Genomic DNA, 13856 nt, shown 5'->3' on the forward strand with positions numbered 1-13856 from the left:
CGGCCTCGGACGTCGGCTGGTCGGCGGCGCTGGAAGTTCACGCGCCGCGCCCGAATACCCGCGCCGCGCCCATGCGACGCTCGGCCGCTGAGGCGCATGTTAGAAAGTTATTTACCTAAAACCGTAAAAGTGCAGAAACAATTTTCGTTTCGAAGCAGCGCGCAGCTTTGTCTCTTTACGTCCGACCGAGGGCTGGTCGGACATTGGTCGGCCCCGATCGGCCTTGCGCCGTCGCTTGCTGGAGAAGGAACGAACATGCGCGGCGCGACCATCGCGACCAAGATCACCGTGGCGATGATCGGCTTCAGCGTCCTGCCGATTTTGTTTCTCTATGCGTTTTTCGAGCTGGCCGTCGCGCCGCATCTCGAGAATGTGTCCTTCTCGCCCTTGCGCATGGCGACGCTCGATCTCGGCGCCACGATCAATCGCGCGCTCGGCGATTTCGCCGCCGATGCGGTCATTCAGGCGACGGCGCAGCCCATCATCTGGCAGTCGCAGAATTGGCGGCGCGTCGATGGGCGTAGCCCCATCGCCACATTCATGAACGGCTGGATCGCCACGCAGCGAAACAGCAATCTGACGATGTTGCTGGGGCGCGACGGCTCGGTGCTGGCCGTCAACACCAAGGACAAGGATGGCGAGCCGCTGCCGACGCAAGCGCTCTATGCGCAGAATTTCGCCGGCGAGCGCTGGTTCGTCGATGCGATGACCGGCAAGACCGTGCTCGAGAACAAGCGCGCGACCAATGTCGTCATCGACACGCTCATCGATGTGAACGACATTCTTCCGCGATCGGCCGAGCCCGATTTCGCCTTTCCCATCGCTGCGCGCGCGCTCGGCAAGGACGGCGAGGTCATCGGCGTCTGGGTGAGCTTCGTCGATCTCGACATGTTCCGCCGCTATGTCCGGCGCGAATATGAGCGCATGAGCATCGTCGGCGGCGATCTCGGCGGCTCCCATATTCGGTATGATCTCGTCGATGCGAGCCATAAGACATTGCTCGTCTTCCAGCCGACTGGCGTCGGCGCGGGCGCGTTTCCGGTCGAGGCGATCGGCAGGCCCGCGGCGCCGATGATCGATCGGCTCGGCCACGAGATCGGCGCCGAGAAGGCGATATCCCGCAATATCGACGGACGGTCGGCGGTCTATGCGAAGCTGCCGCCGGTCATCGGATTTCGCGGTCTCGGCTGGAGTCTCGTGCTCAGCGCGCCCGAGGCGCAATTGGCGGCGACGACGCTCGGCATCGCCGATCGGATTTTGGTCGCCGCGGCGCTCACCGGCATTGTCGCGGCGCTCGGCGGTTGGCGCACGGGCTCGGCCATAGCGCGGCCGCTGCTCGAGATCGCGAGCCGCGTGAACGCGCTCTCCAATGGCGACAAGAGCGGCCTCGTGCCGCATTGCGAGCGGCGCGACGATGTCGGCGAGATGGCGCGCGCCGTCGAGACATTCCGCCGCGCGGCCATCGCCAAGGATGCGGCCGATGAGGCGGCGGCCGCCGCCAGCCGGGCGACCGAGGCGGTGGTGGCGACGCTCGCCCATGGGCTGCGGCAATTGTCGAATGGCGCGCTCACCCATCGCATCAGCGAGGCCTTCGGGCCGCAATACGAGGCGCTGCGCGTCAACTTCAATCATTCGCTGGAGACATTGCGCGGCGGCATGGCTTTGGTGACGGAGGCGGCGCAGAACATGACCGCGCAGGCCGGCGAGATGGCGCATGCTGCCGACGCTCTGGCGCAGCGCGCGGAAGGCCAGGCCGGCAATCTCGAGAAGATGACGACCGGCATTGCCGGCATCACCGCGGCGCTGCGCGCGACGGCGCAAAACGCCGCGAGCGCCGATGCGCTGGTCGCCTCGGCGCGCGCCAAGGCGGAGGCCTCCGGCGGGCTCGTCGACGAGACGATCGGCGCCATGGCGAAGATCGAGACCTCGTCGTTGCAGGTGGCGCAGATTCTCTCGGTCATCGACCAGCTCGCCGCGCAGACCAATCTGCTGGCGCTCAACGCCGGCGTGGAGGCGGCGCGCGCGGGCGCCGCGGGCAGGGGCTTCGCCATTGTCGCGCAGGAGGTGCGCCAGCTCGCTCTGCGCTCCGCCGAGGCGGGCGAGGAGATCAAGCTGCTGATCGGCGAGTCGAGCAGCGCCGTCGGCGCGGGCGTGAAGCTGGTGAGCAATGTGGCGCGCGATCTGCGGGCGATCGTCGGCGAGGTGAATGCGCTGGACGGCGCCGTGCGGCAAATCTCGCGCGCAACCGGCGAGCAGGCGTCCGCGCTGCAGCAGATCAACGCCTCTATCGGCGAGCTCAATCAAATGACCAAGCACAGCGCCGCAATGGTCGAGGACGGCACTGCGGCGAGTCACATGCTCGCTGAGCGCGCGCGGGCGCTGCGCGACATGACCGACTTTTTCGACGTCGGCGGCGCCCGGCGCCCGCCCAAAGGCCTGCGCGCCGCCTAGAGCCGATCTTTCAAGTCGCCCCTCCTGACTGCTTTTTCCCGCCGCGCGTCTCGTTCGCCTCGACTCCCGGCGCAACCTTTCTCGCGGAAGGGGCTTGACGAGATGGTTGTAAGATATATCTTAGAGCTGTCTAAACGAAAGGAGACACATTTATGAGGCATCAACACATACATTCCGATCACGGCGATCATCCGGCCTTCGGCTGGATGCGAGGCTGGATGAGGGGAATGCGCGGCGGCGGGGACGAGCCCTTCGGCCGTGGCGGCCGCGGTATGCGCGGCGCCGGCGGGCGGCATGGCTTTGGTCCCGGCGAGGGCGAGCGGGGCGGCGGCCGCGGACGGCGGCGGATGTTCGAGGGCGGCGAATTGCGGCTGGTGATTCTGCTGCTGCTCGAGAGCGAGCCGCGCCATGGCTATGACGTCATCCGCGAGATCGAGACGCGCACCGGCGGCGCCTATGCGCCGAGCCCCGGCATCGTCTATCCGACGCTGACCCTGCTCGAGGAGCTGGGACAGGTGGAGGTCCAGCCGACCGAGGGCGCCAAGAAGCTCTATGCGATCACCGATGCGGGCAAGGCCCATCTCGCGGAGAATCGCAAGGAGGCGGAGACGGCGCTCGCCCGTTTGGAGGAGCTGCGCGCCAGAAGCGCGGGCGTCGACACGGGGCCGGTGTTCCGGGCGATGGGCAATCTCAAGACCGTGCTGCAGCAGCGCCTCGTCGGCGCGCCGGACAAGGAGCTGCTGTTTCAGGTCGCCGATCTCATCGACGAGGCGGCCCGCAAGATCGAGCGGCTGTGACGCGTTGTCGTTCGCGACGGCAAGCCCGAACCCTTCATCCTGAGGAGCGGCCGCAGGCCGCGTCTCGAAGGATGAGGGGAGCGGACGCCTCACTCCACAGTGACGCTCTTGGCCAGATTGCGCGGCTGGTCCACATCCTTCCCCATGAACACCGCCACATGATAGGCGAGCAATTGCACGGGGACCGCATAGACCAGCGGCGCGAAGGCGCCGGCGATCTCCGGCAGCTCGATGAAGCCGGCGAGCTCGGCCGCCGCCGCCTCGCGCGCCGCGGCGGAGCCGATGAGGATGAGATGACCGCCGCGCGCGGCGACCTCCTGTAGGTTAGAGACGGTCTTCTCCAGCGTCGCGTCCGGCGGGGCCAGCACGATCACCGGCATGGCGTAGTCGATCAGCGCGATCGGCCCGTGCTTCAGCTCGCCGGCCGCATAGCCTTCCGCATGAATATAGGAGAGTTCCTTCAGCTTCAGCGCGCCTTCCAGCGCCAGCGGATAGGCGCCGCCGCGGCCGAGATACAGCACGCTGGAGGCGCGCGCCACATCGCGGGCCACCGGCTCGACCAGCGCCTCGCGGGCGAGGGCGCCGGCCATCTGGCCCGGCGTCGCCGCCAGCTCGCGCACCAGGCGCTTTTCATCCGCCTCGCTCAGCACGCCGCGGGCGCGGCCGAGCGCTATGGCGAGGCAGGCGAAAACGGCGAGCTGACAGGTGAAGGCCTTGGTCGAGGCGACGCCGATCTCGGGGCCGGCGAGCGTCAGCGCAACGGTGTCGCTCTCGCGCGCTATGGTCGAGGTCTCGACATTGACGATGGAGAGAATGTGCTGACCCTGCGCCTTGGCGTAGCGCAGCGCGGCCAGCGTGTCGGCCGTCTCGCCCGATTGCGAGACCAGTATCATCAGCCCATTCTCGGCCAGCGGCGCCTCGCGATAGCGGAACTCCGAGGCGATATCGATATCCACCGCGAGCCGCGCATAGCGCTCGATCCAATAGCGCGCGATGAGTCCTGCGTAATAGGCCGTGCCGCAAGCGGAAATGGTGACGCGCGAGAGCTTTTTGGGGTCGAAGGGCAGGGTGAAGGGTAGGCGCACCTCGCCGGCCGAGAGATCGAGATAATGCGAGAGCGTGCGGCCGACGACCTCCGGCTGCTCGTGAATCTCCTTGGCCATGAAATGGCGGTAATTGCCCTTGTCCACGAGGAAGGAGCCCGCCTGCAAGGGCTGGCGGCGGCGCTCCGACTCCTTGCCGGCGACGTCGTAGAAGGTGATCTTCTCGCGCGTCAGCACGACATGATCGCCCTCCTCGAGATAGGCGATCTGACGCGCGAAAGGCGCGAGCGCAAGAGCGTCGGAGCCGAGATAGACGCCTTCGTCGCCCCAGCCCGTGGCGAGCGGCGCGCCGCGGCGGGCGCCGATCAGCAGATCCTCCTCGCCCTCGAAGAGGAAGGCGAGGGCGAAGGCGCCCTCCAGCCGAGCGAGCGCGGCCGCGACCGCCTCGCGCGGCGCGGCGCCCTTGCTGCGCTCCTCGCCGACGAGATGGGCGACCACTTCCGTATCCGTCTCGGTGGCGAAGACATGACCCTTGCCGGTCAGCTCCTCGCGCAATTCACGAAAATTCTCGATGATGCCATTGTGGACCACAGCGAGCCCGCCGCTCGTATGCGGATGGGCGTTGGTCTCGGTGGGGCGGCCATGCGTCGCCCAGCGCGTATGGCCTATGCCGCTCGTTCCCAGCAGCGGCGAGGTGGAAAGCTTCTCCTCGAGATTGCGCAGCTTGCCGCTGGCGCGCAGGCGCGTGAGCTTGCCCTTTTCCAGCGTGGCGACGCCGGCGGAATCATAGCCGCGATATTCGAGCCGCTTCAGCGCCTCGACGAGAGAGGGCGCGACGGGCTCGCGTCCGAGAATGCCGACGATGCCGCACATGCAAATGTCTCCTCGGTCCAAGCGCTCGGGGGCGATCAGATTACCGCGATTTCGGTTACGATTATCCTAGACAGAGCATTAGGGCATTTCTCGGAGCCGGCCAGGACGCGATTCTTTCTCCCGTTCGCGGGAGAAGTGGCTCCGGCATAGGGCGTCCTCGAGGACGCCCGTCGCGAGCGACGAGCTTTGGCGAGGGCGGATGCAAGGGTCGCTGCGACTTTTGGTTCGGCTATAATTTTTTTTCGACCGATGAAGCTGGGCGGGCCTTCATCGCCGCCGTCGCCTCGAACCGCGTGATCTTCGCCAGCTCGGCGTGGGCGGCGTTCTCGACCGTCGCCAGCTCATAGCGAACCTGTAGGTTCAACCAGAATTCCGCCGTCGTGCCGAAGAAGCGGGCCAGCCGCGCCGCCGTGTCGCCGGTGATCCCGATCTCTTCACTGGCGATACGCTCGATTCGCGTCCGAGGCACGCCGCAAGCCTTGGCGACGCGCCCGGCGGATAGGCCGAGCGGCTCGAGGAACTCTTCCCGTAGCACTTCGCCCGGGTGCATCGGCGGAAGCGTCTCGACGATCTCCATCTCGCTCGCCATGGTTCTAGTCCTGCTCAGTGATAGTCTACGAACTCGGCCTGTTCTGCGCCGGCGTCGGTCCAGACAAAGCAGATGCGCCAGCGGTCGTTTACGCGGATCGAATGTTGTCCGGCCGATCGCCGAACAGCGCCTCGAGCCGGTTGCCCTGCGGAATGAGCAGGTCGTCGAGCCGAGCCGCGGCGTTGAGCATTTCCAGCTTACGCCGCGCTGCCTTGAACACGTCCGCGGGATATCCCTTCGGAAGCCGCCCGCGGAAAAGAGCCTCAGTCGCCCGGTCCCGGAATGATCGGATCATAAGCAGCCTTGTCGCCGACCATCATGTATCGCTCAGAGATACGGAAAGCAAGGCGCTTGTATCACTCGCAGATACGTTTGGCGTGGTTGGAGAGCGCTGCCGGAGAAGATCACTTGCCCGATTTCTTCGCCTTCTGGACGCGGCGGAAGCTCTCCGCCCAGCCTTGCTTCTCCATCTGCCGGCCGCGCGCCACGGCGAGGGCGTCCGCCGAGACGTCCTTGGTGACGACCGAGCCGGAGCCGACATAGGCGCCGTCGCCGATCGTCACCGGGGCGACCAGAGCCGAATTGGAGCCGATGAAGGCGTTTTCGCCGATGATGGTGCGATATTTGAAGAAGCCGTCGTAGTTGCAGGTGATGACGCCGGCGCCGATGTTGGAATGCGCGCCGACGGAAGCGTCGCCGATATAGGTCAGATGATTGACCTTGGCGCCTTCGCCGATGTCCGCGCCCTTGATCTCGACGAAATTGCCGACCTTGGCCTGCGCCGCGAGCCTGGCGCCCGGCCGCAGCCGCCCATAGGGGCCGACCGTGGCCCGCTCGCCCACCAGCGCCCCCTCGAGATGCGAATAGGCGTGAATAACCGCGCCATCGGCGATCTCGACGCCCGGGCCGATGACGACGCCGGGCTCGATCGTCACATCGCGGCCGATCTTCGTGTCATGGGAGAGAAAGACGGTTTGCGGGGCGATCAGCGTCGCGCCTCCCAGCATGGCGGCGCGGCGGAGGCGCTCCTGGGCGACAGATTCGGCGCGGGCGAGCTGGACCCGGTCGTTGACGCCGAGAACTTCCTCCTCCGCCGCGACCACCAGCCGTGTCCCCAGCCCGGCCGCGGCGGCGCGGGCGACGATATCGGTGAGATAATATTCCCTTTGGGCGTTGGCCGAGTCGATCCCGTCCAATAGCGCCCGCGCCTTTTCGCCGGATATGGCCATCAAGCCGGCGTTGCAGAGCCGGCAGGCGCGTTCGGCCGGGCTCGCGTCCTTCTCCTCGCGAATAGCGGCGGGGCGCCCTTCTGAGTCGCAGAGTATCCGGCCGTAGCCGTGCGGATCGGCGGCCTCGAAGGCGAGCACGGCGACGGCGGCGCCCTCGGCCAGCGCCGCGCGCAAAGCGGCGATCGTCTCGGCGCGCACCAGCGGCGTGTCGGCGAAGAGCACGACGATATCGTCCGCCCCGGCGAATGCCTCTCGCGCCGCCAGCACGGCATGGGCGGTGCCGAGCTGCTTCTCCTGAACGAAGATTTTCGCGTCCGGCCGCTGGCGGCGGGCCTCGGCGGCGACATCCTCCTTGCCGGCGCCGATGACCACGGCGATCTCGTCCAGAGCGGCGGCGGCGGCCAGCACATGGCCGAGCATGGATCGCCCGGCGACCTCATGGAGGACCTTGGGCCGGCGCGATTTCATGCGCGTGCCCTCGCCGGCGGCGAGTATTACGGCGAGGGAGCGGCGGTCGGTCGATCGAGCTTCCATCTTGCTGCGCGGCCTCTGGCTCATGGCGGGGAGGGGACAGCGGGGGCGGTCCCCGGCGCCGTTTTCCTCTCGTTCATATTCGTCCTGATCATATTCGTCTTGGCAGATTCGCGGGCGGGGGAGCAAGCGCAGGCTCGGCGCGAGGTTTCCTCCGCGCAACCAAAAAAGAAAGTTTCGTGTTCCGAAGTCCGGTCTTTCAGGTATATCCGATAGACAAGTCCGCCGTTTTTTCCCGCTCCTTCGTCAGTCACGGGTCCCGGTCCCGCATGTTCGTACGCAGAGACCTGTTGAAAGCCTCCTTGACCGCGCTCGCCGGCGGCGTCTCCGGCGGCCGCGCTTTCGCCCAATCGGCTCCGTCGGCCCCGCCGCCGCCGGCGCCCGCCGTCTTCGGCCGTGAAGTGGTGGTCGAGCTCGCCCGCGCGCTCGCCAAGCGGCCCTTCGCCGCCCCATCGGCGGAGCTGCGCGAGCCTTTCGCCAATCTCGGATATGAGCAATATGTCGGCATAAAGACCAAGGCCGGCGCGGCCATATGGAGCGGCGAGAATCGGGGCTTCTCGCTCGAGCCGCTGCATAGGGGGTTCATCTTCGGCGCGCCGGTCGAGCTCTATGTCGTCGAGGACAGGGTCGCCAAGCGCGTCGTCTATGACCAGGCCAAATTCGACTATGGCGGCCTGAAAGTCGGCGACAAGCTGCCGGACATCGGCTTCTCCGGCTTTCGCATCCTCGCCCCTCAGAGCGCCGGGGCGCCGGACACGGAGCTGGCTCTCTTCCAGGGCGCGAGCTTCTATCGCGCGCTCGCCCGCGGCCAGACTTTGGGCGTCACCGCCCGGGCCCTCTCCATCCGCACCGCCGATCCCCGCGGCGAGGAGTTTCCCGTCTTCCGCAGCTTCTGGATCGAGAAGCCGACGCTCGCCGGCAACGCCCTCGTCATTCACGCTCTGCTCGATTCGCAGAGCGTCACGGGCGCCTATCTGTTCACGCTGCGGCCGGGCGAGGCGACGATCATCGACGCGGAATTCACACTGTTCCCGCGCGTCGCCATCGATCATCTGGGGCTCGGCGGCGCGGCGGCGGCCTCGCTGTTCACCCCGCTCGACCATCGCCGTTCCGATGACCCGCGCCCCTTCGTCGCCGAGACCAATGGGCTGCAAATGCTCACCGGCAAGGACGAATGGCTCTGGCGCCCGGTCTCCAACCGCGAGACGCTGCAAATCTCGGCCTTTGTCGACTCCAATCCGAAGGGCTTCGGATTTTTGACGCGCGACCGTGACATAGAGACCTATCAGGACGACATACAGCATTGGGAGCTGCGTCCCTCGCTGTGGGTGGAGCCGATCGGCGATTGGGGCGAGGGCTCGGTGCAGCTCGTCGAGATCCCCTCCGAATCGGAGGTGAACGCCAATATCGTGGCCTATTGGCGGCCCAAGCAGCCGCTCGCCGCGGGCAAGGAGGCGACTTTCGCCTATCGGCAATTCTGGTGCTGGAGCCCGCCCGCGCGCCCGCCTTTCGCGGTCGCCGTCGCGGCTTTCGGCGGCCGCGCGCCGTCGCCGAAACTGCGCCGCTTTATCGTCCAGTTTGCAGGCGACAATCTGGGCGATCCGCAACGTGTCGCCAATTTGCGGCCCGCCTTGACGACATCGCCCGGATCGGCGACGAACATTCGCATCTATCCCAATCCGAAGGCGAAGACATGCCGCGTCGTCTTCGACGTCGATCCTGTCGGCGAGACCTTTTGCGAGCTGCGCCTCGTCCTCCAATCGGGCGACGAGCCGATCAGCGAAACCTGGCTCTATAGATGGACGGTGTAGCTCTCTCCCTCGTCGAACCCGTTCCGCCGGACGTCGCCGCCCCGCCGACGCCGCCCGTCGATCCCGCCGCCGCGCCGCCCATGCCGGCGGAGCGCCGGCTCGAGATGCCGACGCAATCCTTCTGGCGCTTCAAGGCGAAGGAGCGTCGTCGCCGCCTGGCGCCGAAGTTCTGGCGCACGCCCTGGATCTCGCGCTTCGTCACCTTCGGCGGCGGCCTCGCGCTGACCGCCTATGGCGGCTACGAGATGTACCGCGTCATCGACGTCGGCGGCGTCACCACGCTGAAATGGGCGCTGCTCGCGCTCTTCGTGCTGAACTTCTCCTGGATCGCGCTCTCCTTCGCCAGCGCCGTCGTCGGCTTCGTCGCGCTGCTGTTCGCGCGCCGCCCGCCGCCGCCGCCGGAAACGCTCACAGCGCGCACCGCCGTCGTCATGCCCATCTACAATGAGGCGCCGAGCCGCGTCTTCGGCGCGCTGCAGGCCATATTGCAGGATGTGGAGGCGACCGGCCTCGGCGCGCATTTCGACTGGTTCTTCCTCTCCGACACCACGAATCCCGATATTTGGATCGCCGAGGAGCGCGCCTTCGCCGCCATGCGCCGCAGGCTGGGGCCGCAGGCGCGCGTCTATTATCGCCGCCGCGAGAAGAACACGAGCCGCAAGGCCGGCAATATCGCCGATTTCGTCACGCGCTGGGGCGGCGCCTATGAGCATATGGTGGTGCTCGACGCCGACAGCCTGATGGCCGGCGACGCCATCGTGCGTCTCGCCGCGGCGATGGAGGCCGACCCCGACGCCGGCATCATCCAGACGCTGCCGCTCATCATCAATCGCAACACGCTGTTCGCGCGCGTGCAGCAATTCGCCGCGCGCATCTATGGTCCCGTCATCGCCGCCGGCCTCGCGCAATGGATGGGGCGCGACGGCAATTATTGGGGTCATAACGCGATCATCCGCACGCAGGCTTTCTCGCATCATTGCGGCCTGCCCGATCTCAAGGGCCGCCCGCCCTTCGGCGGGCATATTCTCAGCCATGATTTCGTCGAGGCGGCGCTGATCCGCCGCGCCGGCTACGCCGTCTATATGATGCCGACGCTCGGCGGCTCCTTCGAGGAGAGCCCGCCCTCGCTGATCGATCTCTCGATCCGCGACCGCCGCTGGTGCCAGGGCAATCTGCAGCATTCGCGCATTCTCGGGGCGCGCGGATTCCACTGGGCGACGCGGCAGCATTTCCTCACCGGAATCTTCGGCTATCTCACCTCGCCGCTATGGCTCTGCCAGCTGCTGGTCGGCATAGCGCTCGTCTTTCAGGCGAGCTATTTCCGGCCGGAATATTTCACCGCCAAATTCACGCTCTTCCCGGTGTGGCCGCGCTTCGACGCGGAACGTTCGCTAGCGCTGTTCGCGCTCACAATGGCGATATTGCTGGCGCCGAAATTCTTCGGCCTCATTCTCGCGATGATCGATCGCGAGACGCGGCGCGGCTCCGGCGGCATTATCATGCTGCTCGTCTCGACTCTGTTCGAGGTGCTGATGTCGGCGCTGCTCGCGCCCATCATGATGCTGATCCAGACGGGCCATGTCTTCCACATTCTGTTCGGCTTCGACACCGGCTGGGACCCGCAGCGGCGCGACGACGGCTCGGTTCCCTTCAACGCTATCGTGCGCCGCCATCAATGGCATGTGGCGCTCGGCGCGCTGACCTTGATCGCCGGCCTGATGATCTCGCCCTCGCTCGTCGCCTGGATGTCGCCGACCATCGCCGGCCTCATTTTGGCGATCGGCATCTCCTATATCACCGGCCAGCGCTGGCTCGGCCTCGTGTTCCGCCGCGCCGGCGTGCTGGTGACGCCGGAGGAGACGACGACGCCCAAGATCGCGCGCAAGGGCCGCGCGCTGCATCGTCTGCTGGCGCGCGCCGGACAGGACGAGGAGAATTGCCTCGTCGCCATCCATGGCGATCCCGATTTGCGCGCGCTGCACGAGGCCTGGCTGCCGGCGCGCCCGCCGCGCAAGCGCGGAATGGTTTCCGCCGATCGCGCTTTGGCGGAGGCCAAGCTCGCCGATGCGGAAGCGCTCGAGGATGCGGTCGAATGGCTCAACCGCGGCGAGCGGCTGGTCGTGCTCGGCGACCGCGCTCTGCTCGGCATGCTCGCGCGCCTGCCGCGCCGCGCCGAGAAGGAAGAGGCCGCGGCGCAAGAGGATGCGACGCGGCTCGCGAGCTGAGCGTCAGAACTTCAGCGACGCGCGCACGTAGTAGTAGCCGCCATTGACGCCGAAGGGCGAGAAGGTCGGGAAGATCGCGGCGCCGAGACTGCGCGTCCAGGGCAGGGTCTGATCGGGCCGCACGCCGAAGAGATTGTTGCCGCCGATCGCTGCGCGCAGGCCCGAGCCGAAATCATAGGCGATCTCGCCGTCCGTGATGAATTTCGGCGTGATGATATTGGTGTAGAAGGGCGCGCTGCCGGTGAGCGGCGAGGCGACGACCGAGCTGACGTTTCCATATTGCGTGAAGTGCAGCGAGAACGTCCAGGCGTCATAGCTGTAGGACCCGCCGAATATGACCTTGGTTCGTGGCGTGAGATCGGTGATGTTCGATCGCGCCGCGGCGTTGAGCAGCGGCGCGCCGTTGAACGCCGCCGGCGACTGCGAGACGGACAGGATCGTCGTCTCGAGGAAGCTCGCCGCGGCGTCGAAGCGCAGCGCGCCATAGGGGCCGAGGTCGTAAGCGTAATCGGCCTTCACATCGACGCCGCGCGTGCGTGTGAAGGCGCCATTGACGAAGAAGCTGACCGTGCCTGTCGCGCCCGCCTGCAACGTATTGCCGCTCGCGGCGATGGCGGCGAGCGCGGAAGGGCCGGTGAGGCTGCCGGTCGCGACGATGCGATCGCGCAGGTCGATCTGATAGGCGTCGACCGAGACATGCAGATCGCGCAGTGGCTCGGTCACCACGCCGAGGCTGATATTCGTCGATTTTTCCGGCTTGAGCGGCTGTGCGCCGGCGACGCTCGCCGCGGAAGAGTTGGGCGGCAGGACGATATTGGCGGTGGTCGGCGAGACGGTCGTCTGCGAGAAGAACTGCTCTGCGAGCGTGGGAGCGCGAAAGCCGGTGCTGACGGTGCCGCGCAGCGCGATCGCGGGGGAAATGTCGTAGCGCGTCGAGAGCTTGCCGTTGATCGTGTCGCCGAAGTCGCTGAACGTCTCGTAGCGGCCGGCGATGTCGATCTTCCAATCGGGCAGCGGCTTGCTGCTGATGTCCGCATAGCCGGCGAAGGATTCGCGGCTGTGGTCGCTCGCGTCGGTCGGCCGGATGCCGACCCAGGCCGCAGGGCCGGAGGAATAATAGGAGAAGAAGTCGCCCTGGCGGACCGCATAGGTCTCGTGGCGATTCTCTGCGCCGACGGAGACATTGACGGGCGCGGGCAGGAAGCTCGGCGCGAACTCCTTGCCGAGATCGAGATTGATGGTGCGCAGCGTGCGGAAATATTGGCCGATGTAGAATTGCCGCGGCGTCCAGCCGGCGCCGAAGGCTTTGAGCGTGTCGTTGAACAGCGCGACATTGGCGGACCGATTCAGCCCGACGTCGATCTTGTCGGAGCCGTAGGTCAGGCTGAGATCCCATCGCACATCGTCGAAGACCTTGCCCTTGGCGCCGCCGCTCAGTGACCAGTCCTCCTCGTGGATCGTCTCGGCGGGAACGAAGCCCGAAGGGTCGATGATCTTGTTCCCCGCCGCGCCGTTGAGATTGGGCGCGCGATAGTTCTGGAAGGATTCGCCGCGCCGGCCCGCGCCTGTGCCGAAGAGATAGAGCTGGACGCCATTGTCCAGCTCATATCCGGCGTTGAGGCCGGCCGAGCCGGTGATATAGGCGGGATCGCCTATGATCGCCGAGACGTTGGGATCGACCCAAGGATAGGGCGTGCCGGGGCCGACGCGCAGACCGGTTCCGTCCTGCGTGCGGTCCGGTCCCGTCTGATTGCTGTGCAGATGCGAGGTGATGTCGGCGCCGAGCGTCAGAAAGCCCTGATCGCCGAGCGCGAAGCTCTTGTCCGCCTGGAGATTGCGCGTCAGCCCATTGCCATGCGTGTTGGGATTGTAGCTCTGCCCATAGGAGCCGACGAGCGCGGAGAGTCCGCCGCCCTCGGAATCGGCTTTCAATATGACGTTGATCACGCCGGCGATGGCGTCGGAGCCATATTGGGCGGCGGCGCCGTCCTCCAGAATCTCGACATGATCGACGAGCGCCACGGGAATGAGATCGAGATCGGCGCCGGCCGCGCCCTTGGTGAAGCCGGTCGAGGACAGATTGGCGGTCCCGTGCCGCCGCTTGCCGTTGACGAGCACGAGCACATGGCTGGCGGTCAGGCCGCGCAGCCGCGGCGAGCGCACCAGATTGTTGATGTCGCCACCGACGCCATAGATCGAATAGGAGGGATCCAGCCGCTGCAGCGCGTCGACGAGATTTGTGCGTCCCGTCGCCTTCAGCCGCTCGCCGCTCACAACAGTGATCGGCGCCGTGCTCTCGCGCGCCTT

8 protein-coding genes and 1 pseudogene (1 of these 9 cut by a window edge) are annotated in these 13856 nt (G+C 66.6%); 4 read left to right on the plus strand and 5 right to left on the minus strand.

Annotation, left to right across the window (positions count from 1 at the left end; genetic code table 11):
* The first annotated feature begins 255 nt into the window (after positions 1–255).
* Together METLW3_RS26705 and METLW3_RS0104275 are read left to right on the plus strand one after the other, a co-directional pair.
* The gene (locus METLW3_RS26705) at positions 256–2451 is read left to right on the plus strand and encodes a methyl-accepting chemotaxis protein (RefSeq protein ID WP_024878750.1); all 2196 of its coding nucleotides are present in this window, start codon (positions 256–258) and stop codon (positions 2449–2451) included.
* Positions 2452–2603: 152 nt separating this feature from the next.
* The gene (locus METLW3_RS0104275) at positions 2604–3248 is read left to right on the plus strand and encodes a PadR family transcriptional regulator (protein WP_084484780.1); all 645 of its coding nucleotides are present in this window, start codon (positions 2604–2606) and stop codon (positions 3246–3248) included.
* A gap of 89 nt (positions 3249–3337) precedes the next feature.
* Here the strand turns inward: METLW3_RS0104275 and glmS are convergent, their stop codons facing one another.
* The 4 genes and pseudogenes from glmS to glmU all read right to left on the minus strand — a co-directional run bounded on the left by glmS (position 3338) and on the right by glmU (position 7516).
* The gene (gene glmS, locus METLW3_RS0104280) at positions 3338–5164 is read right to left on the minus strand and encodes a glutamine--fructose-6-phosphate transaminase (isomerizing) (RefSeq protein ID WP_024878752.1); all 1827 of its coding nucleotides are present in this window, start codon (positions 5162–5164) and stop codon (positions 3338–3340) included.
* Between the two features lie 229 nt (positions 5165–5393).
* Complete coding sequence (locus METLW3_RS0104285) at positions 5394–5753, minus strand: HigA family addiction module antitoxin (protein ID WP_084484781.1); 360 nt, start codon at positions 5751–5753, stop codon at positions 5394–5396.
* Between the two features lie 14 nt (positions 5754–5767).
* A pseudogene (locus tag METLW3_RS25095) lies at positions 5768–6048 on the minus strand (type II toxin-antitoxin system RelE/ParE family toxin).
* A 109-nt stretch (positions 6049–6157) separates the two neighbouring features.
* Positions 6158–7516 (minus strand): bifunctional UDP-N-acetylglucosamine diphosphorylase/glucosamine-1-phosphate N-acetyltransferase GlmU, encoded by a 1359-nt coding sequence (glmU, locus tag METLW3_RS0104295; protein WP_024878754.1) that lies wholly within the window; start codon positions 7514–7516, stop codon positions 6158–6160.
* 266 nt (positions 7517–7782) lie between these two features.
* Here glmU and METLW3_RS0104300 point away from each other — a divergent pair, with 266 nt between their 5' ends.
* Together METLW3_RS0104300 and mdoH are read left to right on the plus strand one after the other, a co-directional pair.
* Positions 7783–9324: a glucan biosynthesis protein gene (locus METLW3_RS0104300; protein WP_024878755.1), complete on the plus strand. Its 1542-nt coding sequence runs from the start codon at positions 7783–7785 to the stop codon at positions 9322–9324.
* Entirely contained in the window at positions 9312–11549 is a 2238-nt protein-coding gene (mdoH, locus tag METLW3_RS0104305) for a glucans biosynthesis glucosyltransferase MdoH (RefSeq protein ID WP_024878756.1), read from the plus strand. Before METLW3_RS0104300 ends, mdoH begins: the two co-directional genes overlap by 13 nt.
* Before the next feature lie 3 nt (positions 11550–11552).
* Here the strand turns inward: mdoH and METLW3_RS0104310 are convergent, their stop codons facing one another.
* Positions 11553–13856, minus strand: the 3' portion of a protein-coding gene (locus tag METLW3_RS0104310) for a TonB-dependent receptor (RefSeq protein ID WP_024878757.1). 207 nt of this gene lie beyond the right edge of the window; the window shows 2304 of its 2511 coding nt (coding positions 208–2511); its start codon lies off the right edge, out of view — the gene reads right to left on this strand; its stop codon occupies positions 11553–11555.

It is taken from the genome of Methylosinus sp. LW3 (assembly GCF_000527115.1).
Classification (GTDB): Bacteria; Pseudomonadota; Alphaproteobacteria; order Rhizobiales; family Beijerinckiaceae; genus Methylosinus.